At 60.7% G+C, this 24,766-nt stretch carries 24 protein-coding genes; 16 read left to right on the forward strand and 8 right to left on the reverse strand.

Annotated features, from left to right (window positions below):
- Positions 1-2: 2 nt before the first annotated feature.
- Both ACA068_RS17100 and ACA068_RS17105 read left to right on the forward strand, forming a co-directional pair.
- Positions 3-665 (forward strand): response regulator, encoded by a 663-nt coding sequence (locus ACA068_RS17100; RefSeq protein ID WP_463852227.1) that lies wholly within the window; start codon positions 3-5, stop codon positions 663-665.
- Positions 662-2,080 carry an ATP-binding protein gene (locus ACA068_RS17105; protein ID WP_497303411.1) on the forward strand — a complete coding sequence of 473 codons (1,419 nt, stop codon included), beginning with the start codon at positions 662-664 and terminating at the stop codon, positions 2,078-2,080. Before ACA068_RS17100 ends, ACA068_RS17105 begins: the two co-directional genes overlap by 4 nt.
- Positions 2,081-2,271: 191 nt before the next feature.
- Here the strand turns inward: ACA068_RS17105 and ACA068_RS17110 are convergent, their stop codons facing one another.
- A complete protein-coding gene (locus tag ACA068_RS17110) occupies positions 2,272-2,487 on the reverse strand; it encodes a DUF4287 domain-containing protein (protein ID WP_497303413.1) in 216 nt (71 codons plus the stop codon).
- Positions 2,488-2,646: 159 nt separating this feature from the next.
- The gene (locus tag ACA068_RS17115; protein ID WP_109629829.1) at positions 2,647-3,531 is read right to left on the reverse strand and encodes a LysR family transcriptional regulator; all 885 of its coding nucleotides are present in this window, start codon (positions 3,529-3,531) and stop codon (positions 2,647-2,649) included.
- A gap of 133 nt (positions 3,532-3,664) precedes the next feature.
- On the opposite strand from ACA068_RS17115, the gene ACA068_RS17120 reads away from it, so the two are divergent.
- The 3 genes from ACA068_RS17120 (at position 3,665) to lldD (ending at position 8,500) form a co-directional block, all read left to right on the forward strand.
- Positions 3,665-5,311, forward strand: coding sequence for a GMC family oxidoreductase (locus tag ACA068_RS17120; RefSeq protein WP_497303416.1), 1,647 nt, complete (start codon positions 3,665-3,667; stop codon positions 5,309-5,311).
- A 189-nt stretch (positions 5,312-5,500) separates the two neighbouring features.
- Positions 5,501-7,123, forward strand: coding sequence for an MFS transporter (locus ACA068_RS17125; protein WP_497303418.1), 1,623 nt, complete (start codon positions 5,501-5,503; stop codon positions 7,121-7,123).
- 234 nt (positions 7,124-7,357) lie between these two features.
- Positions 7,358-8,500, forward strand: coding sequence for an FMN-dependent L-lactate dehydrogenase LldD (gene lldD / locus ACA068_RS17130; RefSeq protein ID WP_497303419.1), 1,143 nt, complete (start codon positions 7,358-7,360; stop codon positions 8,498-8,500).
- A gap of 236 nt (positions 8,501-8,736) precedes the next feature.
- Here the strand turns inward: lldD and ACA068_RS17135 are convergent, their stop codons facing one another.
- Positions 8,737-9,102 (reverse strand): DUF427 domain-containing protein, encoded by a 366-nt coding sequence (locus tag ACA068_RS17135; protein WP_497303421.1) that lies wholly within the window; start codon positions 9,100-9,102, stop codon positions 8,737-8,739.
- Between the two features lie 295 nt (positions 9,103-9,397).
- Here ACA068_RS17135 and ACA068_RS17140 point away from each other — a divergent pair, with 295 nt between their 5' ends.
- The 5 genes from ACA068_RS17140 (at position 9,398) to ACA068_RS17160 (ending at position 13,932) form a co-directional block, all read left to right on the forward strand.
- Positions 9,398-11,347, forward strand: coding sequence for a DNA topoisomerase III (locus ACA068_RS17140; RefSeq protein ID WP_497303423.1), 1,950 nt, complete (start codon positions 9,398-9,400; stop codon positions 11,345-11,347).
- A 117-nt stretch (positions 11,348-11,464) separates the two neighbouring features.
- Positions 11,465-12,094, forward strand: coding sequence for a glutathione S-transferase family protein (locus ACA068_RS17145; protein ID WP_497303424.1), 630 nt, complete (start codon positions 11,465-11,467; stop codon positions 12,092-12,094).
- 51 nt (positions 12,095-12,145) lie between these two features.
- On the forward strand, positions 12,146-12,676 hold the full coding sequence (locus ACA068_RS17150) for a GNAT family N-acetyltransferase (RefSeq protein ID WP_497303426.1): 531 nt from the start codon (positions 12,146-12,148) through the stop codon (positions 12,674-12,676).
- A gap of 491 nt (positions 12,677-13,167) precedes the next feature.
- Complete coding sequence (locus ACA068_RS17155; protein WP_497303428.1) at positions 13,168-13,497, forward strand: hypothetical protein; 330 nt, start codon at positions 13,168-13,170, stop codon at positions 13,495-13,497.
- A 129-nt stretch (positions 13,498-13,626) separates the two neighbouring features.
- Entirely contained in the window at positions 13,627-13,932 is a 306-nt protein-coding gene (locus ACA068_RS17160) for a hypothetical protein (protein ID WP_497303430.1), read from the forward strand.
- 1 nt (position 13,933) lies between these two features.
- On the opposite strand, the gene cynR is transcribed toward ACA068_RS17160, so the two are convergent.
- Positions 13,934-14,815, reverse strand: a complete 882-nt coding sequence (gene cynR, locus ACA068_RS17165) for a transcriptional regulator CynR (RefSeq protein WP_497303432.1) — start codon at positions 14,813-14,815, stop codon at positions 13,934-13,936.
- Between the two features lie 121 nt (positions 14,816-14,936).
- Here cynR and cynS point away from each other — a divergent pair, with 121 nt between their 5' ends.
- Positions 14,937-15,404, forward strand: coding sequence for a cyanase (gene cynS / locus ACA068_RS17170; protein ID WP_497303434.1), 468 nt, complete (start codon positions 14,937-14,939; stop codon positions 15,402-15,404).
- A gap of 154 nt (positions 15,405-15,558) precedes the next feature.
- Positions 15,559-16,218 (forward strand): carbonic anhydrase, encoded by a 660-nt coding sequence (locus tag ACA068_RS17175; protein ID WP_497303436.1) that lies wholly within the window; start codon positions 15,559-15,561, stop codon positions 16,216-16,218.
- Positions 16,219-16,230: 12 nt separating this feature from the next.
- Here ACA068_RS17175 and ACA068_RS17180 read toward each other — a convergent pair whose 3' ends face one another.
- From ACA068_RS17180 to glsB, 4 genes are all read right to left on the reverse strand, one after another.
- On the reverse strand, positions 16,231-18,294 hold the full coding sequence (locus ACA068_RS17180; RefSeq protein WP_497303438.1) for a 2Fe-2S iron-sulfur cluster-binding protein: 2,064 nt from the start codon (positions 18,292-18,294) through the stop codon (positions 16,231-16,233).
- 127 nt (positions 18,295-18,421) lie between these two features.
- The gene (locus ACA068_RS17185) at positions 18,422-19,045 is read right to left on the reverse strand and encodes a DJ-1/PfpI family protein (protein ID WP_497303440.1); all 624 of its coding nucleotides are present in this window, start codon (positions 19,043-19,045) and stop codon (positions 18,422-18,424) included.
- A gap of 289 nt (positions 19,046-19,334) precedes the next feature.
- Positions 19,335-20,837, reverse strand: coding sequence for an aldehyde dehydrogenase family protein (locus ACA068_RS17190; RefSeq protein WP_497303442.1), 1,503 nt, complete (start codon positions 20,835-20,837; stop codon positions 19,335-19,337).
- 84 nt (positions 20,838-20,921) lie between these two features.
- A complete protein-coding gene (gene glsB, locus ACA068_RS17195) occupies positions 20,922-21,830 on the reverse strand; it encodes a glutaminase B (RefSeq protein ID WP_219096691.1) in 909 nt (302 codons plus the stop codon).
- A 437-nt stretch (positions 21,831-22,267) separates the two neighbouring features.
- On the opposite strand from glsB, the gene ACA068_RS17200 reads away from it, so the two are divergent.
- The 4 genes from ACA068_RS17200 to ACA068_RS17215 are packed head-to-tail and all read left to right on the forward strand — an operon-like array spanning position 22,268 to position 24,469.
- Complete coding sequence (locus ACA068_RS17200; RefSeq protein WP_497303444.1) at positions 22,268-22,486, forward strand: HvfA family oxazolone/thioamide-modified RiPP metallophore; 219 nt, start codon at positions 22,268-22,270, stop codon at positions 22,484-22,486.
- Positions 22,487-22,543: 57 nt separating this feature from the next.
- Positions 22,544-23,059 (forward strand): HvfX family Cu-binding RiPP maturation protein, encoded by a 516-nt coding sequence (locus ACA068_RS17205; RefSeq protein ID WP_497303446.1) that lies wholly within the window; start codon positions 22,544-22,546, stop codon positions 23,057-23,059.
- A 51-nt stretch (positions 23,060-23,110) separates the two neighbouring features.
- Entirely contained in the window at positions 23,111-23,734 is a 624-nt protein-coding gene (locus tag ACA068_RS17210) for a glutathione S-transferase family protein (protein ID WP_403096981.1), read from the forward strand.
- A 36-nt stretch (positions 23,735-23,770) separates the two neighbouring features.
- Positions 23,771-24,469 carry a dienelactone hydrolase family protein gene (locus tag ACA068_RS17215; RefSeq protein WP_497303448.1) on the forward strand — a complete coding sequence of 233 codons (699 nt, stop codon included), beginning with the start codon at positions 23,771-23,773 and terminating at the stop codon, positions 24,467-24,469.
- The last annotated feature ends 297 nt before the right edge of the window (positions 24,470-24,766 follow it).

Raw genomic sequence — 24,766 nt, forward strand, 5'->3', positions numbered from 1 at the left:
GTGTGCGCTTATTACTGATTGAGGACGACGTGGCCCTCGGCGAGGGCATCCATCAGGCCTTGGGCCGCGAAGGTTATACCGTCGATTGGCTAAAGGACGGCACCAGCGCCTTGCATGCGCTGCTCAGTGAAACCTTTGACCTGGCGGTGCTCGACCTCGGTCTGCCGCGCATGGACGGCCTTGAAGTACTGCGCCGGTTGCGTGACAGCGGCTCCAACCTGCCGGTGCTGATTCTCACCGCCCGGGACGCGACCGAAGACCGCATTGCCGGGCTGGATGCCGGGGCCGACGATTACCTGGTCAAACCCTTTGATCTGGCGGAACTCAAAGCTCGCCTGCGGGCCTTGCTGCGGCGCAGCGCCGGCCGCGCCCAGGTGCTGATCGAACACGCCGGCATCAGCCTCAACCCCGGCACCCAGCAAGTCAGTTATCAGGGCGAACCGGTGGCGTTGACGCCCAAGGAGTATCAGTTGCTCCACGAATTGCTCTCGCCGCCGGGCCGGGTCATGACCCGCGATCACCTGATGCAGTTGCTGTATGGCTGGAACGAGGAAGCCGAAAGCAACACCCTGGAAGTGCACATTCATCACCTGCGCAAAAAATTCTCCACCGACCTGATCCGCACCATTCGCGGTGTCGGTTACCTGGTGGAGGAGCGCCGATGACGTCGATCCGGCACCGCACGCTCACGCTGATCATTGGCCTGATGCTGGTAGGGCTGGCGGTGATCAGCCTGTTAAACCTGCACGACAGCAATCACGAAATCGCCGAAGTCTACGATGCCCAACTCGCGCAAAACGCCCGGCTGTTGCAGGGCGTGATGCGCATGCCGATGGCCAGCAAGGAACACGCCGAACTGTATCAGGCCTTCAACAAGGCGCTAGGCGAGGCCGAGCCGAGGGTCGATGGCCATCCCTATGAAACCAAGATGGCCTTTCAGGTCTGGAACCGCACCGGTGAAGTGCTGGTGCACACGGCCAGCGCGCCCTCCTTCAACGCGCCGCCGACCAAACCCGGCTTCAGCGACGTGGTGGACCTGAACAACCGCCACTGGCGTGCGTTCCTGCTGGAAGACAAACAGAACGACCTGAGAATCTGGGTCGGCGAACGGGACGACGTGCGCTCGGACCTGGTGGACCGGATCGTGCGGCACACCTTGTGGCCCAATGTGCTGGGCAGCCTGATTCTGGCGGCGATGATCTGGATGGCCATCGGCTGGGGCCTCAAGCCGCTGGAAGACATGGCGGCGACCTTGCGCGCACGGCACAGCGGTTCGCTGGAGCCGCTGCAACTGACGCCGTTGCCCAGTGAACTGGAACCGATGCAAGCGGCGCTCAACCGCATGCTCGCGCAGATTCAGGAAGTGCTGGGCCGCGAGCGGCGCTTCATCGCCGATGCCGCCCACGAAATGCGCACACCGCTGGCCGTCCTGCGCGTGCATGCGCAAAACCTGCTGGAGGCCGGCACCGAGCAAGAGCGCCGCGAATCCCTGGAATTTTTGATTGCCGGCGTCGACCGCACCAGCCGTCTGGTCAATCAATTGCTGACCATGGCCCGCCTCGAACCCAATGCGATGGCGCCGGTGCTGCGCAGCATCGACTTGGCCGACACCGTGCGCGACAGCCTCGTGCAGCTCACGCCGTGGTTGCTGAGCAAGAACCTTGAACTGGCGTTCGACGTCACCGATCGCCGCTTTGAAGTTGTGGCCGACGCCGCCGCTATCGACATCGCCTTGAACAACCTGATCAGCAACGCGGCAAACTTCTCCCCTGAACACGGCGTGATCACGGTTCAGTTAAGTCAAGCGGACGGCTTCTATTCGCTGAGCGTCGAGGACCAGGGGCCCGGCATTGACGAAGCGGATCGTGGGCGTTTGTTCGAACGCTTCTACAGCCGCGGGAATGCCCATGGCGCGGGTTTGGGCCTGACCATCGTCAACACCATCGCAACCCGACTGGGCGGGCGCATCACCCTGGCCAACCGCCCGGAAGGCGGCTTGCGCGCGACGCTGTCCATTCCCGACAGCCAGCCGCGCAACCCGCTGCAGCGCACCACGCGAGAGTTGCCGCCGAGTGCTTGAGTGATCCCTGGCAGGATGCGGCGGGCCAGCTGACGCCATCGCGAGCAGGCTCACTCCCACAGGTGTTCGGTGTCGTTTTCAAATGTGTGGTCGACACAGAACCTTGTAGGAGCGAGCCTGCTCGCGATTGCGGTGGCACATCCAGCACCCATGTCACCGCCATACCACTTTGCAAGCCGTTTACAGGTCGCTCACTTTTTAGCACTCGCCAAATAATGCGCCACCAACGCATTTGCATGCCCATGCCCCATCCCGTGCTCATCCTTCAACCAAGCCACGATTTCCATATGCTTCTTGCCGCTCACTGTCCCGAGCAGATCCAGCCAGTGGCTGATGGGTTGCCCATACTTTTTCTCAATCGACGGAAAGTACGACGCCGGGCCTTTCACTTTTGTCTCTTCGGTCATGCTGCAAGCTCCCTTGTTCGCGACGGAGTGTCGGTGGACGCTCCTTGTCTTCACCCAACGATTGAAGGCCAGGACTGCTGCGCAGTCCAGCGGGAGCAAGTGTTGCGTTGTTTTCGTCATTGCTTGGCTGATCAGGCTTTTGTGATGGGTTACCAAGCGCTATCCCATCAACAACCCCTGCTCCGCCTCACACAACTCCACCACGTAATCCCACATCACCCGCAATCTCACCGACTTGTGCAACTCCCGCCGCGTGCTGATCCAGTAACTGCGCTCAATGCTCTCGTCCGGAAACAACGGCACCAGCTCCGGATCGGCGCTGGCCATGTAGCACGGCAGCACCGCGATGCCCAATCCCGAGCGCGCCGCCTGTTGCTGGGCGATGACGCTGGTGCTGTGAAACACCACCTGCGGGTTGCGGCAGAAGCTGTTGAGGAACATCAGTTCCTGGCTGAACAGCAGGTCGTCGACGTAGCCGATCCACGCGTGCCGGCCGAGGTCTTCGCGGCTGTGCAGCGGCGGTGCCTTGTCGAGGTAGGCCTGGCTGGCGTAGAGCGCCAATCGATAGTCGGTGAGTTTGCGGGTGACCAGCATGTCGGCGGCCGGGCGTTCGAGGTGGATGCTGATTTCGGCTTCGCGGTTGAGGATGCTGACGAAGCGCGGCACCGCCACCAGTTCCACTTCCAGTCCGGGGTAGCGTTCGAACAGCCCGTTCATGCGGCTGGCGAGGAACATGATGCCCAACCCTTCGGTCACGCCAACGCGGATCTTGCCCAGAGGTGCGGTGGACTGGGTGATTTCTTCCTGGGCCAGCAACGCGACGTTTTCCATGGCTTCGGCGTGTTTGAGCAACGCTTCGCCGGCCGGGGTCAGTTCGTAGCCCTGAGCATGTTGGACAAACAGCGCAGTGCCGAGGCTCTTTTCGATGGCCTCGATGTGCCGGGCGACGGTGGCGTGGGTAGTGTTCAAACGGCGGGCGGCGGTGAGCAAACGCCCGCTGCGTTGCAATTCGAGAAAAAACCGCAGGTCATTCCAGTCGAACATGAGTCGTCCTTGGGGCTACGCTGTGTGAGGCGCTGTCTGAAAACGCACAGCGGCTGCGCAAAAACTAACATTCTTTTGACGAAAGCTAACAACTAGGATGACCGACAACAAGAACAACAATACGAGGTCAGGGATGCAGACTTCCCTTGATGAATTCGACTACATCGTGGTCGGCGCCGGGCCGGCCGGTTGTATGCTGGCCAATCGGCTGTCGGCCGACGCGCAACACCGCGTCTTGCTGCTCGAAGCCGGCGGCCGCGATAACTATGCGTGGATTCACATCCCCGTGGGTTACCTGTTCTGCATCGGCAACCCGCGCACCGACTGGTGCTTCAAGACCGAAGCGCAACCCGGCCTGCAAGGTCGTGCCCTGAGTTACCCGCGCGGCAAGGTGCTGGGCGGCTGTTCCTCGATCAACGGCATGATCTACATGCGGGGCCAGGCCGGCGACTATGACGGCTGGGCCGCTGACGGCAATCCGGGCTGGCGCTGGAACGACGTGTTGCCGCTGTTCAAGAAAAGCGAAAACCATTTTGCCGGCGACTCGGAATTTCATGGCGCCAGCGGCGACTGGCGGGTCGAGCGTCAGCGGCTGTCCTGGCCGATTCTGGATGCATTCCGCAGTGCCGCCGAGCAAAGCGGCATTGCCAGCATCGATGACTTCAACCAGGGCGATAACGAAGGCTGCGGCTATTTTCAGGTCAACCAGAAGGCCGGGATTCGCTGGAACGCGGCCAAGGCATTTCTCAAACCGATCCGCAATCGCCCCAACCTCACCGTGCTGACAGACGTCGAAGTGGACCGCGTGCTGCTGGAAAACGGCCGCGCCTCTGCGGTCAGCACCCGTTACCAGGGTCAGGCGAAAACCTTCAAGGCGCGCAAGGAAATCGTGTTGTGCGCGGGCTCCGTCGGATCACCGAGCATTCTGCAACGCTCCGGCATCGGCCCTCGCCCGCTCCTGGAAAAACTGGGGATCGGCGTGGCCCATGAGCTGCCCGGCGTGGGCGGCAATCTGCAGGATCACCTGCAACTGCGGCTGATCTACAAACTGGAAAACGCTCGCACCCTGAACCAGATCGCCGGCAGCGTGTGGGGCAAGATGGGCATGGGCCTGCGTTATCTGTATGACCGCAGCGGCCCATTGTCGATGGCGCCGAGTCAGCTCGGGGCGTTTGCCCGCTCGGGGCCGGAGCAGACTTCGGCCAATCTCGAATACCACGTGCAACCACTGTCGCTGGAACGCTTCGGCGAACCGCTGCACGCCTTCCCTGCTTTCACGGCGTCGGTTTGCGATCTAAGGCCGCAGAGTCGTGGACGGGTGGAGATCCGTTCCGCCGATCCGCAGGAAGCGCCGCTGATTCAGCCCAATTATTTGAGCCATCCGGAAGATTTGCGGGTTGCGGCTGATGCCATTCGCCTGACTCGACGCATCGTCGCCGCCCCGGCCCTGCAAGCGTTCAAACCGGTCGAGTACTTGCCCGGCGACAGCTTGCAGACTGAAGAAGAACTGCACGAAGCCGCTGCGCGGATTGGCACGACGATTTTCCATCCGGTGGGCACCTGCCGCATGGGCAACGATGTGGATGCGGTGGTCGATGCCGAGTTGCGCGTTCACGGCATTCCCGGTCTGCGCATCGCCGATGCCTCGATCATGCCGCGCATTACCTCGGGCAACACCTGTTCGCCTACGCTGATGATCGCCGAGAAGGCGGCGCAGTTGATCCTCAACCCCGGCGCAGGGAGCCTTACTCCAGAGAAGGAACTGCTGACTAACGCCTGAATCACACCCGTAGGAGCGAGGCTTGCCCGCGAAGAACGATGACGCGGTGTATCAGGTCTGACACCTTCGCGAGCAAGCTTCGCTCCTACAAAGATTGATATTCACCCGCTTTATGGATGCGCGGCGCCCGCCCACCAGGCTGGCGCCGACAGTGGAACAACAAAAACAATCACTGTGAGGGATACCGATATGTCAGAACATGTTCAGCCCCTGGATGCCACGCTCAGCGTCGACACCAGCCCCGACACTCGCAAAGTCATCTTCGCCTCGTCACTCGGGACGGTGTTCGAGTGGTACGACTTTTTCCTCTACGGCGCCCTCGCGGCGGTGATCAGCAAGCAGTTTTTCGCCGGGGTCAACGACACCACGGCGTTCATCTTTGCGCTGATGGCCTTCGCCGCCGGCTTCATCGTGCGGCCCTTCGGCGCGTTGGTGTTCGGACGGCTGGGGGACATGATCGGGCGTAAATACACGTTCCTCGCGACCATCGTCCTCATGGGCCTGGCGACCTTCTGCGTCGGGCTGTTGCCGACCTACTCGAGCATCGGCATCGCCGCGCCGATCATCCTCGTGGTGCTGCGCATGCTTCAGGGCCTGGCCCTGGGCGGTGAGTACGGCGGCGCCGCGACCTATGTCGCCGAACACGCGCCGATGGGTAAACGCGGTTTCCACACCAGCTGGATTCAGTCCACCGCCACCCTCGGCCTGTTGCTGTCGCTGCTGGTGGTGCTCGGTTGCCGCTACTTCACCGGTGACCAGTTTGAAGTCTGGGGCTGGCGCATTCCATTTCTGTTTTCCATCGTGCTGCTGGGCATCTCGACCTGGATTCGCTTGAGCCTGCACGAGTCGCCGGCCTTCGTGAAAATGAAAGAGGAAGGCAAGCTCAGCAAGTCGCCGCTGCGCGATTCCTTCGGTAAATGGGAAAACCTCAAAGTGGTGCTGATCGCCCTGTTCAGCATCAACGCCGGGCAAGCGGTGACCTTTTATGCGGCACAGTTCTACGTGCTGTTTTTCCTCACGCAGTTCCTGAAAATGGACCCGGCCCTGGCCAACAGTCTGCTGATTGTCAGCGTGATCATCGGCGCGCCGTTCTTCATCTTTTTTGGCTGGCTGTCGGACAAGGTCGGGCGCAAACCGGTGCTGATGATCGGCCTGTTGCTGGCCACCGCGCTGTACTTCCCGATCTTCAAATCCATCGCCCACTACGCTAACCCGGCCATCGACCAGGCCAGCCGTCAGGCACCGATCACCGTGTTGGCCGACCCGGCCACCTGCACGTTCCAGTTCGACCCGGTGGGCAAGGCGAAATTTGACAGCCCGTGCGACAAGGTCAAAACCTTCCTGGTAAAACAGGGCCTGCCCTACACCAGCGAAGCCGCGCCGGCCGGCAGCGGCGTGCAGGTCAGCGTCGGTGACGTCAAGCTGGATGGCTTCGACGAAGCAGCCCTGCGCGGTGCGGTGACCTTGGCGGGCTATCCGTCACAAGCCGATACGCAACAGGTCAACAAACCCATGATCGTGGCGCTGATGGTGGTGCTGATCATCATTTCCGCCATGTGCTACGGCCCGTTGGCGGCGCTGATGGTCGAACTGTTCCCGACCCGCATCCGCTACACCTCGATGTCCCTGCCCTACCACATCGGCAACGGCTGGTTCGGCGGGTTCCTGCCGACGGTGTCGTTTGCGTTGGTGGTGTATACCGGGGACATCTTCTACGGGCTGTGGTACCCGGTGGTGATTACCGCGGTGAGCCTGGTGGTGGGGATGATCTGTCTGCGTGAGACGAAAAACGTGGATCTGGATACCAACTGAAGTCACCGTAATTCCCTATGGCCACTGTGGCCTCTGTGGCCTCTGTGGCCTCTGTGGCGAGGGAGCTTGCTCCCGCTGGGTGGCGAAGCCGCCCCAAACCAGTCAACTCGATTGTTCTGACACACCGAGGCGACCGGTTTGGGCCTGCTGCGCAGGCCAACGGGAGCAAGCTCCCTCGCCACAGGTTAAGCTCAACGAGCTTTACAGCCCCGACACTCACCAGACCGAGGCCCCATGATCATTTCATCCGCATCCGACTACCGCGAGGCTGCACGTCGCAAACTCCCGCGTTTTTTGTTCGATTACATCGACGGCGGGGCTTATGCCGAGCACACGCTGCGGGCCAACAGCGCCGATCTGGCAGGCATCAGTCTGCGTCAGCGCATTCTGAAAAACGTCGAAACCCTGAGCCTGGAAACCACCCTCTTCGATCAACCCCTTTCAATGCCCATCATATTGGCGCCGGTCGGCCTGACCGGCATGTTTGCCCGCCGGGGTGAAGTGCAGGCGGTCAGAGCGGCGCAGAACAAAGGCATCCCGCTGTGCCTTTCAACGGTGTCGGTGTGTTCGATCGAGGAAGTCGCGGCGCAGAGCCAGCAAGCCATCTGGTTTCAGCTGTACGTGCTCAAAGACCGGGGCTTCATGAAAAACGCCCTGGAGCGTGCGAAGGCCGCCGGGGTGAAAAACCTGGTGTTTACCGTCGACATGCCTACCCCGGGCGCCCGCTACAGGGATGCGCATTCGGGCATGTCCGGGCCTTTTGCATCGTCGCGACGAATGCTGCAGGCCATGACCCGCCCCGACTGGGCGTTCAACGTCGGCGTCATGGGCCGCCCGCACGACCTGGGCAACATCTCGAAGTACCTGGGCAAAGCCGTCACGCTCGAAGACTACATGGGCTGGCTGGCCAATAATTTCGACCCTTCGATCAGCTGGAGCGATCTGGAGTGGATTCGTGAATTCTGGAAAGGCCCGATGATCATCAAAGGCATCCTCGACCCGCAGGACGCCAGGGACGCGGTCAGTTTTGGCGCGGATGGCATTGTGGTGTCTAACCACGGAGGGAGGCAGCTCGACGGCGTCCTCTCCACCGCCCAGGCATTGCCGCCGATCATGCAAGCAGTGGGCAATGACCTGACGGTGTTGGTCGACTCGGGCATCCGCTCGGGGCTGGATGTCGTGCGGATGCTGGCCATGGGCGCCAAAGGCGTATTGCTGGGGCGCTCCATGGCCTACGCGCTGGCGGCCGATGGTCAACGCGGGGTGGAAAACATGCTGGCTATTTTCGCCAAGGAAATGCGCGTGGCCATGACGCTGACCGGGGTGACTTCGATTGGGCAGATTGATGAATCGACGCTGGTGGGCGCTGTTCGCTGAAATGAAAACGCCCGATTAGTACGGGCAGCTGTGCACCTAAGCTCTCTTCAGTCAATGAAAACCTGTGACGAGGGAGCTTGCTCCCGCTTGAGTGCGCAGCACTCACAAAAATCGGTAGGGTTGCCCCGTTTTTGAGGCCGCTACGCAGCCCAGCGGGAGCAAGCTCCCTCGCCACAAAAGCAGGTATGCCTGAAACATCGCGCGTGAGTGACCAGCATGACCGTCAACACGAACCCTCACTCAACGTCTTTAAGCACCTCAAACTTGACTTGATCGGGATAGAACGCCACATACCCGCGAATCTGTTCGACCGACACCTTGGGGTCTTCATAGCGCCACACCGCGTTGGCGCCCTCATGCCCCGGGATCTGCAAACTGTAATAAGTGGCGTCGCCCTTGTACGGGCAATAGGTCGTGTGGTCGGTGCGAGCGAAATACTTTTCGTCGATGTCCTCCCAGGGCACGTAATACACCGGAGGATAATTGGCCTCCAGCAGCACCAGTGCACGCGAGGAGGCGGCCACCTGAATACCATGAAACTTCACCAGCAGGCTGCCCGGCTGCTCGGCGATGGTGATGACAGGACTGGGACCGGTGCTCATGGAATGCATTCCTCATGACGGTGATGGACCTGTGGGGCAAGATTTACGCCCCGCTCATGTAGCGAGGGAGCTTGCTCCCTCTCAGCTGCGCAGCGGCCTCAGAATCTGAGACTGCGAAGTTTCAGGTATAACCCAAAATTCGCCGACACGATTGCTTCGCAGCCGAACGGGCCGTTTTGACTGGCGCAAACAAACGCAACAGCTTTGCTGTACATCCATACAGATAATGATTGATCCATTGCTCATCACCGGCCATTCTGTGCGCCTCTTGCACACTTGATGAACGATGGTGGTTATGCAGCTGTACCTCTGTGAAAAACCTTCCCAGGCCAAAGACATCGCGGCGGTACTCGGCGCCAAGCGTCGGGGCGACGGTTGCTGGCTGGGGACGGGCGTCACGGTGACCTGGTGCATCGGCCATCTGCTGGAAACCGCGCCGCCGGACGCCTACGACGCGCGCTACAAGCGTTGGGTGCTGGCGGATCTGCCGATCATTCCGGAAAAATGGAAGATGACGGTCAAACCGCGCACCGCCAGCCAGTACAAGGCGGTCAAACGCCTGCTCGGCGAGGCTGATGAGTTGGTGATTGCCACTGACGCCGACCGTGAAGGCGAGATGATTGCCAGGGAGTTGGTCGAGCATTGCCGCTATCGCGGGCCGATCCGGCGACTGTGGCTGTCGGCGCTGGACGATGCATCGATTCGCAAGGCGCTGGCGGCACTCAAGCCGGGGGCCGAGACCTTCAGCCTTTATCATTCGGCGCTGGGGCGTTCCCGGGCCGACTGGTTGATCGGGATGAACATGAGCCGTTTGTTCACGTTGCTGGGCCGTCAGTCCGGTTATCAGGGCGTGTTGCCGGTGGGCCGGGTGCAAACACCGACCTTGCGGCTGGTGGTGGATCGCGACCGCAGCATTGCCGATTTCGTGCCGGTCGCCTATTGGGCCATCGACGTGCAACTGTTGCATGACGGCACGGCGTTCACCGCCCAGTGGCGCGCAGCATCCGACGTCTGTGACGATCAGGATCGCTGCCTGAATCAAACGCTGGCCCAGCAAGCAGCCGCCGCCATCAGCAGCGCGGCGAGTGCCCGGGTGATCAAGCTGCGCACCGAGCGGATGCGTGAAGTCGCGCCCTTGCCGTTCGACCTGGGCACCTTGCAGGAAGTCTGTTCGAAGAAGCTCGGGCTCGGTGCCCAGGAAACCCTCGACATTGCCCAGGCGCTCTACGAAACCCACAAAGTCATCACCTACCCGCGCAGCGATTGCGGTTTCCTGCCGCTGAGCCAGCACAGCGAAGCCCCGGGCATTCTCGCCGCGCTCCGGCAGGCCGATCCGTCCCTGAACGCCTTGAACGATCACCTGGAGCCACAGCGCCGCTCACGAGCCTGGAACGACGCCAAGGTCACGGCTCACCACGGCATCATCCCGACGGCGGCGGCCAAGCATCTCGATCGACTGGTGGGCAAGCAACGTGCGGTCTACACCCTGATCCGCGCGCGTTATCTGGCGCAGTTCCTGCCCAACCATGAATACGACCGCACCCAGGCCGACTTTGACTGCGCCGGTGAAGCCTTGCGCGCCGTCGGCAAGCAGATCGTCGAACCCGGCTGGAAACGCGCCCTGCCCGAGGCGCTCGCCCCGGCCAAGGGTCGCGAGGCACCGGCGCCGCAAACACTCCCGGCATTGGCCGAAGGGCGTGAGTGCGCGGTGGCCGACGTGAAGCTCAAGGACCTCTGGACCCAGCCGCCCAAGCCGTTCACCGAGGGCGACCTGATCAAAGCGATGAAGAACGTCGCCAAACTGGTGGAAGACCCGCTGCTCAAACAGAAGCTCAAGGACACCACCGGTATCGGCACCGAGGCGACACGCGCCTCGATCATCCAGGGCCTGCTCGACCGCGGTTACCTGATCAAGAATGGCAAGGCCCTGGCCGCGACCCCGGCGGCCTTCAGCCTGATCGATGCGGTACCGCGCGCCATCGCCGACCCCGGCACCACGGCCATCTGGGAACAGGCGCTGGACATGGTGCAAAGCGGCGAGATGAGCCTGGAAGAATTCGTCACCAAACAGGCCGCATGGATGAGCAAACAGGTCGCCCGTTGCGCCGGCCTGAGCCTGACCATCAGTGGGCCCGCGAGCCCGGCGGGTCGTGGCGCCACCCCGTGGAAAAACAAACGAAAGCCCGCCAAGCGCAAGCCGTCGACAGGCGCCAAACGCACGGCGAAACCGGCCAACAACGCTTAAAGGCACTTCGAATGGACCGTGATGGTCTAGTGTTCTTCAAGCCCGGCGATGGCCCCATTTTCTGAAAATGGCATCGCAGCCACGTTTCACTCGACAGCTGCTACAGGAACCTTGTTTATGATTATCGTGCACCACCTGAACAACTCCCGCTCCCAACGGATTCTCTGGTTGCTGGAAGAACTGGCCATTCCTTATGAGCTGAAACGGTATCAGCGTGATCCGAAAACCAATCTGGCCCCGCCGGAATTGAAAGCGATCAACGCCCTGGGCAAATCGCCGGTCATCGAAGATGGCGCGCAGAAACTGATCGAGTCCTCTGCGATCATCGACTACCTGATCCGTCGTCACGGCCAGGGGCGCCTGCAACCCGATCCGTCTACCCCCGCCTACGATGAATACGTCCAGTGGCTGCACTTCGCCGAAGGTTCGGCCATGCTGCCGCTGATGCTGAACCTGTACGTGGGGCGTCTGGGTGAAGCCGGTGCGCCGCTGCACCCGCGCATCAACTCCGAAGTGGCCAACTACCTTGGCTACCTCGACACGGCGTTGAGCCAGTCCGATTACCTGCTCGGTGACGCGTTCAGCGCCGCCGATATCCAGATGAGCTTTATCGGCGAGATTGCCCGCGCCCAGGGCAAGCTGGGCAACTACCCTCATGTATCGGCCTGGGTTGAACGTTTCCAGGCGCGCCCGGCTTACGCCGCGGCGTTGAAGACCGGCGGGACATACGACTTCGCGCCTCACTGAGTGATCCCGAAAGGGCCACGGACGGCCCTTCGATTCTGGAGAGAACCCAGCATGCCCTCGATAGAACTGCATGCCGCACACCGCGACGAACTGGAAACGATTGAAAACCTGATGCAGTTTTATATGCACGACTTCAGCGAGTTTCTACCGCTGAAACTCGGCGAGCACGGTTTCTTCAATATCCAGCCGACACTGGATTATTGGCGTAACCCCGCAACCCGGCCGTTTCTGATCAAAGTGGATGGAGAGCTCGCCGGTTTCGTGACGGTGGACGACGACGTTCATATCGAGGGTGCCGAGCACAACATCGGCTACTTGTTCATCAGCCGACGCTTTCGTGGCCAAGGTGTCGCGAGGTTTGTCGTGTCCACCCTCTTGAGCCGGTTCCCTGGTCAATGGCAGATTTTCCACATCGACGCGAACCCGCCTGCACGGCGGTTCTGGGCCGGGGTGATGCCCGAGCTCGCGGGCAACGGTTTCACCCTGCATCAGCGGCCGGTAGACGGTTATCCCTGCACCTTTTACCGCTTCCAACGCTCCCCGCCATCATCCAGACTGGCAGCTCGCGGCTCCCGTTTTTAATTCCAAAGCGCTTTGTCCGACAATATGTAGTGACTGAAAATAATCACTACATAACGGTTGACGCCTCCGATTTGCCCTTGCATGATGCAGACATCTCCCCGATCGGGAGTACAGCAACATGTTTGAGCAAGCTCGTCTGACCGCCGAGCTGTTTTTCCCGGATACACGCTGCCCACAAGGCAGATTGAAGAAGCTGACCTGGCCCGAACGTCCAGTACAAGGACGAGAAGCGCTGGCGATCAATCCTCATGAAGCTTGTGGCCGACCCTCAACAGTCGGCGGTGGCCTCCAGGTTTTCGCTGCTTCTCTTCGTTGTGACGCTATTGCGTAGCAGTTATTCAACACGACTACATGCAACAGACGCGAGACCCCGTCGAATTGACGGCTGACCGCTGACGTCCTGGTTTCGGTGCCAGGGATCAACTAACCGATGGGCTACCTGTATTAGCGAATCAACTTTGAAAGATCACCAAATGGTCAAGGGGCATATTATGAATCTGAACAATCAACCTACTATCGATGAACTGGCTCATCTGTTCGCTGCGCAAAAAGACAGCCACGACAGCCACATTCTGTGGATCAGCAAATCGGGCCAGGTTCAAATCGACTGCCTGTCGCCGCACACCCATGAAGCGGAGTTCGACCAGAACAACCAGAACCTGCTGGCCCGACTGAAGATGTACCGTCGCGGCCAAGGCTATGTCGGCAAGAAAGCCGCGGCTGACAAGGACTTCATCGGTCATGTTCTGCAAACCCTTAAACAGGCGTGGGCCTCGATGCAGAACCACAACGAAGTTCGGGTGATTGACCGGTTCTACTGATACCCCCGCTGCTCATCAATAAAAAGGCCCCGCTCGTAGTATCGAGCGGGGCCTTTTTTTGTTTGTCTCGTGCGCGGCAAATACAGCTATCGTTAAGCGTATTCGCTGCTGTGCCCATGGAGACTTGCGATGAAAAACACCCTGACATTTCTGCTGTTGCTATCCACTGCAACGATTGCTCACGCAAACAAGATCGAAGGTGTTCCCTCATTCGACATGGACTGCCCCGGAAAAATCATCGTTCACGCGGATCAGGACGGGCCGGTGTTGATCAACAACATAGAAGCCGAGACCAAAGCCATGATCAAAGAGCGCAGCTTCGAAGCCAAGGGTTCGGGCGTCACGATCTCGATCGTTCTCGCCGATGACGACTCGGTGACCGTGAGCTCCACGGGAAAGGCCCCCAATGGCGTCTCCCAATCACTGGACGACTGATTCACTCGCTGACCGTGCCCAACACCAGACTCATGAACGCCACCGACGCCGCGCTGTGATAGTTGTTCTTGCGCCGAAGCAGCGCCGCCCCGCGCGTAGGCGCATCCCCCAGCAATGGAATTTTGCGCAGTGCCCGGTCCTGGGTGGCGATGGGCTCTGGAAGGATGGTGGCAATGGCCGTGTGCCGAATCACCTCCAGCAAGGTGCTCACCGAGTTGACCTCAATCACCACCTTCGGCGTGATCTGCTCCTGGGCAAAATAGTCATCGATGCGGGTGCGGGTGACGAAGTCCTGGGCTAACAGCGCAAAGTCCAGTTGCGCCACCTCTTCAGCGGACAACGCGGCTTGCCGTTCATATAGCGGGTGATCCCGCCCCACCATCACCCCCAGGGTTTCGGTAAACGCCGGGATCGACTCGATGTCGGCATTTCTGACCTGGGTAAAGGCGATGGCGATGTCCAGCGAGTCATCCGCCAGACCCGCCTCGATGTCATCCATCGACAACTCGAAAATCTGCAGGTGGATGTTGGGAAACCGTGCCACGTAGTCGCGTACCAACGGACCCACCAGATACGCCATGAACGTCGGCGTCATCGCCAGGCGCAAGGTGCCGCGCGACAAGTCCTTCACGTCATGCAGCGCCCGTTTGCCGGCTTCCAGCTCCACCAATACCCGACGCGCACATTCGATGTAGGCCTCGCCCGCATCGGTCGGCTTGACCGTGCGCGAGGTTCGGTCAAACAGGCTCACACCCAGGGTGTCTTCCAGTTGGCGGATTTGCTGGGACAGGGTCGGTTGTGAAACGTGCAGCGACTCGGCGGCGCGGGTGAAGCCGCCGTGGTCGGCAACCGCCAGCAAATAACGCAGATGTCGCAGCAGCATGGGAACACCATCTATAGGCAAGGCTTATGCGAAGCATTGTATATCGGTCTTGGACGCTATGGATCAATCGGCAGAAGATTGCTTCACACCCAAGCAACACAACGCCGACAGGAGAAACACCATGCAACAGTCCCACGCTTACAACGACACCAGCCTCGAGCTGACCGCCAAAATCCTCGACGCCAAAGCTCGCAAAAACCTGTCCTTCGCAGACATGGCCGAGGGCACAGGCCTGAGCCTGGCCTACGTCACCGCTGCCCTGCTCGGCCAGCACCCACTGCCAGAAAAAGCGGCCAAGGTGGTCGGCGAAAAACTGGACCTGGATGCCGACTCGGTCGCCCGCCTGCAAATCATCCCGCTGCGCGGCAGCCTCTCGGGCGTTCCAACTGACCCGACCATCTACCGTTTCCACGAAATGATCCAGATCTACGGCACCACGTTGAAAGCCCTGGTTCATGAGCAATTTGGCGACGGCATCATCAGTGCAATCAACTTCAAACTGGACATGAAGAAAGTCGAAGATCCGGAAGGCGGCCACCGCGCAGTCATCACCCTCGACGGCAAGTTCCTGCCACTGCGCCCGTTCTAATCACACATCTCCCTGTAGCAGCTGTCGAGCAGCGCGAGGCAGCGTCCGAAGACGAAGTCTTCGCAGACCCATGCGACTGCTACGCAGTCGAACGCTGCCTCGCGCTGCTCGACAGCTGCTACAGGATAACGATTCGAGTCAAGAGGACGTCACCATGAAAGCGCTCATTGAAGGTTTCTTGAAGTTCCAGAACGAAGCGTTCCCGCAACGCACCGACCTGTTCAAACACCTGGCCACCACCCAGCATCCCGGCACGCTGTTCATCACCTGTTCCGATAGCCGCGTGGTCCCCGAACTGCTGACCCAACAAGAGCCCGGTGAATTGTTCGTGATCCGCAACGCCGGCAATATCGTGCCCTCCTACAGCCCGCACCCGGGCGGTGTCTCGGCCACGGTTGAATATGCAGTCGCGGTGCTGGGCGTGACGGACATTGTGATCTGCGGCCACTCGGACTGCGGCGCCATGACCGCCATCGCCAAGTGCACATGCATGGATCACTTGCCCGCCGTCAGTGGCTGGTTGCAACACGCTGAATCCGCCAAGGTCATCAACGAATCCCGCCCTCACGCCGATGACGCGGCGAAGGTGAGTTCGATGGTCCGGGAAAACGTCATCGCGCAACTGGCCAACATCCAGACGCACCCGAGCGTGCGCCTGGCCCAGGAAAAGGGTCAGTTGAACCTGCATGGCTGGGTCTACGACATCGAGACCGGTTCGATCGACGCCCTGGAAGCTGGCAGCCGCCACTTTGTATCACTGGCCGAACACCCGACCGCCTGCGCCGTGTATGGCAAAGCGGTCGAAGCTGCTTGATGGCTGGCCGCGCTAGATCTCTAACACCAAGGGCTCATCACCCTTGGCCGGCACCGCGCAGCAGATCAGCACTTCCCCTGGCGCCGGCAGCTCGGCGGGCAGGTTCAGATAATGCACCTGCCCGCTGAGCAACCGGGTGCGGCACGTCCCGCACGAGCCGCCACGGCAGCTGAAATCCGGGTTCAAGCCTCGGCTTTCAGCCAGTTCCAGCAACGTCCCGCCACCCGGCTCCCAACGTGCTTCCTTGGCCGAGCCTGAAAACACCACTTTCACCGGGCTGTCCGCTGCCGGCACCTGTGCCGGGGCCGGACTCAGTTGGTCACGCAGACGGACCAACGTGGAAGGCCCGAATGTCTCAGCGTGAATGCGCTCGTCGCCAATGCGCAAAGCCCGCAAGCTGTCGTAAATCCCTTGGGTAAAGGCACCGGGTCCGCACAGGTAGAAATCGTAATCGTCCAGCGGCAGCAACGCCTTGAGCAACTCGATATCGACCCGCCCCGCCACCTCGAAATCCTCACCTTCACGGGCATGGTCCTCGGGTTGACTGAGCAGGCGTAGCGCTCGCACCGAGTCCTTGGCACGGGTAGCCAACTCGAATAACTCATCGCGAAACCCCAGCTCGGCGAGGCTGCGGGCACTTTGAATAAACCAGGTCGGTCGAGTGCGGCGGATGCGTTCGCCTTCGTAGATCACTTCGCGCAGCATCGACAACAAGGGCGTCACGCCGACACCCGCAGCCAGCAGCACCAGCGGCCGTCGCTCATCCGCTTTCACCGTGAACCGACCCTGAGGCGCGCGGGCTTCGATCAGATCGCCCTCGCGGATGCGTTCGTGCAGATGCGACGAGACCCGCCCGTCACGCTTGACGCTGATTCGGAAGAAACTGTCCGACGGTGCGCTCGACAGGCTGTACGTGCGCACCAAAGGTGCCTGCCCCTCGGCCAGGCAAAAGCGCACGGGCAAATGCTGCCCGGCCTCGAAGCGCGGCAAGCCCGCGTCGTCGGTCGGTTCCAGGTAGAACGACCGGATACTAGTGCTTTCTTCAACGATGCGGGCCACGCGGAGTAACCGCCATTGATCGCGCAGGGCGTCGGCCTGCAAACGACCCTCGGCCTGCTGCCAACTGCCGGTCATCAGGCTGTTGGGGGAGAATCCTTCAAATTGCCAACGCAACGACAGCACACCGGCGCGGCGCACGACGTGCTCCACAGTCATTCGCCAGAACCGTTCGGCGCCTTGGAACGCTGCTATTTCAGGACCCTCGAGGATGATCTCGGTGCTTCCTGCGACTTGCAGCACATCACCCGATTCGAAATCGACAAACAGCAGCCCCGCACGAGGATTGAGCAGCAGATTGCCCAGGGTATTGAAATGCAGATTGCCAGCGAAATCGGGGATCGTCAGCACGTTGCCCTCGACCCGCACGAATCCGGCATTGCCGCCCCGGTGCGAGACATCCACCGAGCGTTTTGCCGGATCGCCATCAAGGTCTACGTAGCTGGTAAGGAAAAAGGTATCGGCGTTGCCAATAGTCGCCCGGGCGGCTTCGTCGAGTTCATCAAAACGCTCGACCGCCACCGCAGACGAAGCGCGGCCCACTGACCCGGGGTCGACGGCACGCAGTTGAATGTATTGCGGGCAGTTGCCGAAAGCGTGTTCGACGGCCACGGCAAAACCGCCTTGGATGGCGGTGCTGATGCGGCCATTCATTCGGTTGCGTCGGCGGGTTTTCAGGTCGATACCGAGTAGCCCCACCGAGGCACCTGCCTTGAGCGCGGGCCGGACGGGATCGCCCTCGGCGGGCAGGCGTTCGAGTTGTAACTGGTGGGGATCCGGCGAATGCGCAAATCCCGGCGGCCCTTCAATCAGGGTCGCCCATGGCACGCCGTGCTCATCGACGGCGCCCACCAGCAAATACGGCAGCTGCGCGTAGAACAGTTGATGCTGCTCGGGCAGGTAATCGCGCACCACCTTGCGCCCGAATACTTCCATGCGCTCGGCCACACCGACGCTTTCCTGCAACTGCCGCTCGCCCTCATGCCAGGGTGACGCGCCCTGCTCCTGCGACTGATTCATGACGACCTCTGCGCCTTCGTAAACAGGTGTCTTTCGCCCGCAAGCCTGTGCTGGCTTTTGTGGCTCAGGAGTTCAAGCGTAGTTCGTCGTGTCGGCTTAAGGCGGTTCGTCGGATGTACGGGGCAGATCAAGGCACTTGCGGCGTTTCATACCACTGACGAGACGGTGTCGGAAAACGCATTTTCTGACGGATATGCGCGGCGTTCGCGGCGCTGGTCAATTGTTCCAGCAGCACGAAGGCGACTTCCGTTGCCGTGCCAGGGCCACTCGAAGTAATGATGCGGCCATCGACCACTACGGGCCAGTCGACAAAACGCGCACCGGTTTCGAGCAGCTGGTTTTTGCGCTTGCCACCCACCTGGTGATAGGTCGTGGCATCTTTGCCTTTCAGTACCCCGGCAACGCCCAGGCACACCGACGACACGCAGACGCTGGCGACGATTTTACCGGCCGCGACAAAGTGCCGGATGACCGCGAGAAACGGCTCACTCAAGGCCTCTTCATAGAAGCCCGAAGGTTCGAAACCACCGGGCAATGCCAAGGCATCGAAGCTGTCCAGATCAACTTCGCTTAATAAATGAGCCGGATTGAGGGACAGCCCGAAGGTCGTCACGATCTGCGCCCGAAGGCCGGCATTGATCAATTCTACGGGTTGGTCGCCAAGCAGATTGGCCCAACCGAGCACATCGGTAAACGCCGCCATTTCTAGCGGCTCGACACCGTTGGCCAACAACATGAGGATGCGTTTCATCGGGTAAACCTCTCAGGGATCGGCAGATGGTCCGCCTTTGCTTCACATGAGAGAACACCCAAAAACCGCAATCCATTGTTGCTGGAACTGAAATGCCCACGCCGAGGCTCGGTTCGGCCAAAGCCCGAGCCGACTTCACCCGGCCGGTAATCCACGTGTCGTGCACGACCGTTTCTAAATCGTGGGAGTAATGCCGAAAAGAATGAAGTTTCATGACGCAGCCCTCACTCAGAACACAGACGCGAACACACCCTTAATTATAGTGCGATCGCTGCCTGTGCCCGAATGCTCAGCGTTTGACCGACAGATCGGTCTGGGTCATGCGACTGCGAATGGTAAACACGCCATCTCCCGAAAGAATCGCGCTGCGGGCGAACAGGCGACCGCTCTCCCAGTTCGAAAGCCCCAGTTCCGGCTTGTTCAGCGCGTACTGCCCATCGACCCAGCGAGTAATCCCGTTGCCGACAAAAGGTGCGTTGACCGCGTTGTAGAAGCGCTCATGCGCCGCCCCGTCTTCACTGATCAACGACACGGTGAACTGCGGACTGTAGCGATTGAACAAGGCGATGGCGCTGTCCAGGTCATCGACGATCTTGAGGCTGACTTCCGGGGTCTCTTCCCATTCCCACTCGCGGCCCAACTGATCCTCGGGCAACGGTTCGGCCAGTGCCTCGGTCTGGTAGCCTTCGGCGCGATACACCTCAACGCTGCCGGTTTGCCATTGCGTCGGCAACCACGACTCGCTGCCCTCGACGATATGCAACTTGCAGCCCTGCCCCCGAGCGGTGCCGGCCTGCTGGAGGGCGTCGAGACACAACGGCACCAGTTCAGCTGCACGGTCGCGCTGGATCAGGCAGACGTTCAGGGTGTTGCAGACCTTGCGGTCCAGAGAGTTGCGCACCACGGCGGCGAAGCGCTGGGCATCAGCGTCTTTGTCGGCGATCAGCCAGGCGCCACCGGTGCCGTGCAGGCTGACGGCGGTGCCGGCCTGTTGGGCGATGCTGCCCAGTTGGCTGACCGCACGGCCCGAGCCCCGTGCCACGGCCAGCGACAAACGACGGTCGGCGAACATCGCCCAACCGGCGGCGTGATTGACGCTTTCGACCAGCGACACGGCGCCGGTCGGCAAACCGGCGTCGCTGAGTGCCGGGTTCAGTGCATAAGTGACGATGGCCTGAGCCGTGCCCAACGCATCGCTGCCAATGCGCAGCACGGCGGTGTTGCCGGTGCGCAGCACACCGGCGGCGTCGGCAAACACATTCGGCCGGCCTTCGAAGACGAACGCGACGATGCCCAGCGGCGACACCACTTGCTCGACCTTCCAGCCGTCGTGTTCGACGCAACTGATGACCTTGCCGCGGGTGGCCGACGCATCGCGCCAGGCGCGCAGGCCGGCGATCATGTCGCGGCGCATGCGCTCATCGGCCAATAGCCGTGTGGTCGAACGTCCGCGGGCCTTGGCGCGTTCGATGTCGGCCAAGTTGGCGGCCTCGATCAAGGCCCAGCACTCGGGGGTTTCCAGACGTTGGGCAAACAGATCGAAGAACGCGCTGATCGCCTGATCCGGGACGCTGGACAGCGCAGTGAACGCCGCTTCGGCGCGCTCGATGGCGACGGCGGCCGCTTGCTGGTCAGCCACCGGGATCAGCAACAATTCGCCGCTGACCTGCTCCACCAGCAGATGGTCCCCGGGCTGAAACCGCGCGGCCAGTTCGGGGCTGACGACAGTGACACGATTACCGGCAAAAGGGATCGGCGTGCCAGCGACTAGACGTTCGAGCGCAAGAGACATGAAGCGGTTTCACCATGCTGTGGGCGGCTGGAAAATGTATAGGAAAATCCAGGGAGCGTCATTAACCGCTCAGGCCCGAATGCTTTAGAACACCGACCAACCAATCCGCTGGCTCAGCAATTCCAGCGCCGCCATCCCGGCCAGCGAGTTGCCGGCGGCATTCAGTTCCGGTGACCAGACGCACACCGTGAACTGCCCCGGCACCACCGCGACAATCCCGCCGCCGACGCCGCTCTTGCCCGGCAAGCCGACGCGGTAGGCAAAGTTGCCGGCCTCGTCGTACAGCCCGCTGGTGGCCATGATCGAGTTGACCTGCTGGGTCTGGCGAGCGGTGAGGATCTGTTCGCCGCTGTGTTTGCAGAACCCGTCGTTGGCCAGAAAGCAGAACGCCCGGGCAAGGTCCACGCAATTCATGCGCAGCGCGCAATGGCTGAAGTAGCTGCGCAGCACGGCCTCGACGTCGTTGTGAAAATTGCCGAACGACTGCATCAGGTACGCCATGGCCGCGTTGCGCGCACGGTGCTGGTATTCGGATTCGGCGACCTTGCCGTCCACCATCACCTGCGGATTGCCGGACAGCCGACGGACAAAATCACGCATCGACAACGCCGGCGCGGCAAAGCGTGACTGGTTGATGTCGCAGATCACCAGGGCACCGGCGTTGATGAACGGATTGCGCGGGCGGCCGCGCTCGAATTCCAGCTGCACCAGCGAGTTGAACGGTTGACCGGAAGGCTCGTGGCCCAGGCGTTCCCAGATCGCTTCGCCGGAATGATCGATGGCCTGCACCAGGCTGAACACCTTGGAAATGCTCTGCACCGAGAACGGCGTATCGGCATCGCCCGCGCAATACAGCTCGCCGTCGTTGCCATACACGGCAATGCCCAACTGATTGGCCGGCACCGTGCCGAGGGCGGGAATGTAGTCAGCCACCTTGCCCTGACCGATCAACGGCCGGACGGCGTCAAGGATCTCGTTCAACAGCGCTTGCATGCCGGGTTCCGAAGTCTCGCCCCGTGGGATTGCGGGGACACGGAGGCTAGACGCTGTTGGTTGGCGCCGGATCACAGTTTCCTGAAACACCACCCTTGTAGCAGCTGTCGAGCCCCAGCGAGGCTGCGTTAGGCTGCGAAGCAGTCGTGAAACCAAGCGGCTCGGTAGTCCGGATGAATCGTGTGCACAGGGTTTAAGACTGCTTCGCAGCCTAACGCAGCCTCGCTGGAGCTCGACAGCTGCTACGGGGTTGCATTCTGGCTGAAGCGTTCCTGGGGCTGTGTATCGGAGTGTGTACAGACGCCCTTGTGACACACCCCATCCATAAAACCCCGCACCAAAGACACATCGCAGATACACCCGCTTGATGAACTGTGCGTGTTGATTGGCCAAGCCGATCAAAGCACTCAACTCACTCAACGCTACGGAGTATCACCATGTTCAATCTCTCGACTTCTTCCCTGACCATCGGCCTGATCATCGCAGGCGGCCTGGCCCTGTCCAACGTGGCTTCGGCTTCCGAATCCGAGGCGTTCAGCATGAAACAACTGGCCCACGGCTACAGCCAGGTCCAGGCCGACACCGCGCAAAAGCCTGCTGAAGGCAAATGTGGTGAAGGCAAGTGCGGCGAAGGCAAGTGCGGCGCCGGCGAGTAACCCCATTGTGCGGGGCAACCGCTGCCCCGCCTTTCTGACTGAACGGAGATCAAGCTCATGAACACCTCACTTTCATCGGCCGCCAAAGGCCTGCACCTGAGCCTCGATCGTGCCGGCAGCTGGCTCGCGCCTTTGACGCTGCGGCTGTTCATTGCATGGGAATTCTTCGAGTCGGGCCTGGAAAAATGGAACGGCGAGAACTGGTTCGCTGACATCCAGGACGCGTTCCCGTTTCCGTTCAACCACGTGCCGGCCACGCTGAACTGGGAACTGTCGATGTGGGCCGAGCTGATTTGCGCCCTGGCCATCCTGGTCGGCTTCGGAACGCGGGTCTCGGCCATCATTTTGATCGTTGTCACCGTTGTCGCGACCGCCGCCGTTCACTGGCCGGCCGATTGGTCTACATTGAGTGAGCTTGCTCAGGGTTACGCCATCAGCAACAAGGGGCACGGCAACTTCAAGCTGCCGCTGATCTACCTCGCCGCCCTTATGCCGTTGTTGCTCTCAGGTGCCGGCAAGCTCAGCCTGGATGCACTGTTGGCTCGATTCTTCTGGCGTCGCAATAACCGTTGACCGACCAGAGCCCGGCGCGTCCTCCACTCCCATAAGAACGGAGCATTCGCCATGAGCCTCACTCTCTACGGTTTTGACGGCAGTACCTATGTGCGCACAGTGAAGATGCTGCTTGCGGAAAAAGGTGCGGATTTCGACCAGTTGCAGGTCAATGTGATGAAAGGCGAACCGCACCTGCCCGAACACCTGGCACGCCATCCATTCGGCAAGGTGCCGGTCATCGATCACGACGGTTTCCGGATCATCGAAACCGACGCCATCGTGGCCTATCTGGACGAAGTCCTGCCGGGGCCTTCACTGACACCTGACAATGCCCATGACCGCGCTCGTACACACATGGTCATGGGTATCTACGACTCCTACGGCTACGGTGCGCTAGGCTCGGTGTTCGGCTACCACTTGTTCCCCGACTTTATCGGAGGGAAAAACGAGGAATCACGCCGCAAAGGCATCGAGACGTCGAAAATGGTCCTGCGTGAATTGATGAAAATCAAAGGCTCCGATCCCTTCGTCGCCGGCCAGGATCCGAGCCTGGGTGACTTTTACCTGGCACCGGCCTGTGCTTACATGGCAATGACGCCGGATGCACCGCAGGTGTTTGCGGTCAACGGCTTCGATGACTGGTGGAAACGGATTCAGGCGTTGCCCAGCTTTCAGGCCACACCACCGCAATAAGCTTCATCCCTCTCACTTGTGTAGATAGGAGCCACCATGAGCGTGACCACCCAATGGATCGAGATCGACAGCGACGACGGTAAATTCGGCGCTTACCTGGCCATTCCGCATACCCGCAAAGGCCCGGGGATCGTGTTGATCCAGGAGATCTTCGGCGTGAATGAACACATCCGCTCGGTCGCGGAGCAATACGCCGCCGATGGTTACCTGGTGATTGCACCGGACCTGTTCTGGCGCAACGGCCACCGCATCGAACTGGGTTACGACGAAGCGGGCTGGAAACGCGCCGTCGAGCTGATGAACGCCACGGACATCGACAAGGCGCAGAGCGACATCAAACTGGCCATCGATGCGCTGGATGCGCAGCCTGGCCTGGACGGCGGCATTGCCTCCATCGGTTACTGCTTTGGCGGCTTGCTGTCCTACCTCACCGCCGCCAACGGGCTGGTGGAAGTGGCCATCGCCTACTACGGTGGCGGCATCCAGAACCACTTGGACCGCGCCGATGAAATCGAGGTGCCGTTGCTGATGCACTTCGGTGAGCAGGACAGCCACATTTCCCTGGAAGCCGTGGAAAAAATCGCCGAGCGTTTCGAGAACAACGACAACGTGGAAATTGTCGTGTACCCGGAGGCCGAGCATGGTTTCAACTGCTCGCATCGCGACAGTTACAACCAGCGTGCAGCGGCTGAGGCACATGGCAATACGTTGATCTTTTTGGGGCAGGAGTTGTAAAAGCCTGACGCCTATGCAAAAGGCACCTTCATCAAGCGATGAAGGTGCCTTTTTTCTGCCTGTGATGGCCCCATCGGACAAGTCGGGTCGCCACATCTTTCAGGTCTGGCAAATACTGTGTGACCGGCATTGGCGGTTCGGCCCTTGTCGATGCGTTGAATGACGCGAAGTTCTAACCAGAAGTTATGGAGCAAACCAGCCTTGTAAGCCCTGCCTCAATCGACATGCTCAGTGAAGGCACTTCGGGGGCTGATGGGGGTGCGCAACCTGTGTCCGGTACGTCATCAACAAAAATAA

The organism is Pseudomonas sp. LBUM1660, assembly GCF_059695935.1.

Coding starts and splice junctions, on each gene's coding strand:
- ACA068_RS17155 (WP_497303428.1), top strand. CDS start 13,168: ATGAATCTGAACAATCAACCTACTATCGATGAACTGGCTCATCTGTTC.
- ACA068_RS17190 (WP_497303442.1), bottom strand. CDS start 20,837: ATGTCTCTTGCGCTCGAACGTCTAGTCGCTGGCACGCCGATCCCTTTT.
- ACA068_RS17125 (WP_497303418.1), top strand. CDS start 5,501: ATGTCAGAACATGTTCAGCCCCTGGATGCCACGCTCAGCGTCGACACC.
- ACA068_RS17145 (WP_497303424.1), top strand. CDS start 11,465: ATGATTATCGTGCACCACCTGAACAACTCCCGCTCCCAACGGATTCTC.
- ACA068_RS17200 (WP_497303444.1), top strand. CDS start 22,268: ATGTTCAATCTCTCGACTTCTTCCCTGACCATCGGCCTGATCATCGCA.
- ACA068_RS17160 (WP_497303430.1), top strand. CDS start 13,627: ATGAAAAACACCCTGACATTTCTGCTGTTGCTATCCACTGCAACGATT.
- glsB (WP_219096691.1), bottom strand. CDS start 21,830: ATGCAAGCGCTGTTGAACGAGATCCTTGACGCCGTCCGGCCGTTGATC.
- ACA068_RS17140 (WP_497303423.1), top strand. CDS start 9,398: ATGCAGCTGTACCTCTGTGAAAAACCTTCCCAGGCCAAAGACATCGCG.
- ACA068_RS17120 (WP_497303416.1), top strand. CDS start 3,665: ATGCAGACTTCCCTTGATGAATTCGACTACATCGTGGTCGGCGCCGGG.
- ACA068_RS17180 (WP_497303438.1), bottom strand. CDS start 18,294: ATGAATCAGTCGCAGGAGCAGGGCGCGTCACCCTGGCATGAGGGCGAG.
- ACA068_RS17210 (WP_403096981.1), top strand. CDS start 23,111: ATGAGCCTCACTCTCTACGGTTTTGACGGCAGTACCTATGTGCGCACA.
- ACA068_RS17185 (WP_497303440.1), bottom strand. CDS start 19,045: ATGAAACGCATCCTCATGTTGTTGGCCAACGGTGTCGAGCCGCTAGAA.
- ACA068_RS17215 (WP_497303448.1), top strand. CDS start 23,771: ATGAGCGTGACCACCCAATGGATCGAGATCGACAGCGACGACGGTAAA.
- lldD (WP_497303419.1), top strand. CDS start 7,358: ATGATCATTTCATCCGCATCCGACTACCGCGAGGCTGCACGTCGCAAA.
- ACA068_RS17135 (WP_497303421.1), bottom strand. CDS start 9,102: ATGAGCACCGGTCCCAGTCCTGTCATCACCATCGCCGAGCAGCCGGGC.
- ACA068_RS17205 (WP_497303446.1), top strand. CDS start 22,544: ATGAACACCTCACTTTCATCGGCCGCCAAAGGCCTGCACCTGAGCCTC.
- ACA068_RS17175 (WP_497303436.1), top strand. CDS start 15,559: ATGAAAGCGCTCATTGAAGGTTTCTTGAAGTTCCAGAACGAAGCGTTC.
- cynS (WP_497303434.1), top strand. CDS start 14,937: ATGCAACAGTCCCACGCTTACAACGACACCAGCCTCGAGCTGACCGCC.
- ACA068_RS17105 (WP_497303411.1), top strand. CDS start 662: ATGACGTCGATCCGGCACCGCACGCTCACGCTGATCATTGGCCTGATG.
- ACA068_RS17115 (WP_109629829.1), bottom strand. CDS start 3,531: ATGTTCGACTGGAATGACCTGCGGTTTTTTCTCGAATTGCAACGCAGC.
- ACA068_RS17110 (WP_497303413.1), bottom strand. CDS start 2,487: ATGACCGAAGAGACAAAAGTGAAAGGCCCGGCGTCGTACTTTCCGTCG.
- cynR (WP_497303432.1), bottom strand. CDS start 14,815: ATGCTGCTGCGACATCTGCGTTATTTGCTGGCGGTTGCCGACCACGGC.
- ACA068_RS17150 (WP_497303426.1), top strand. CDS start 12,146: ATGCCCTCGATAGAACTGCATGCCGCACACCGCGACGAACTGGAAACG.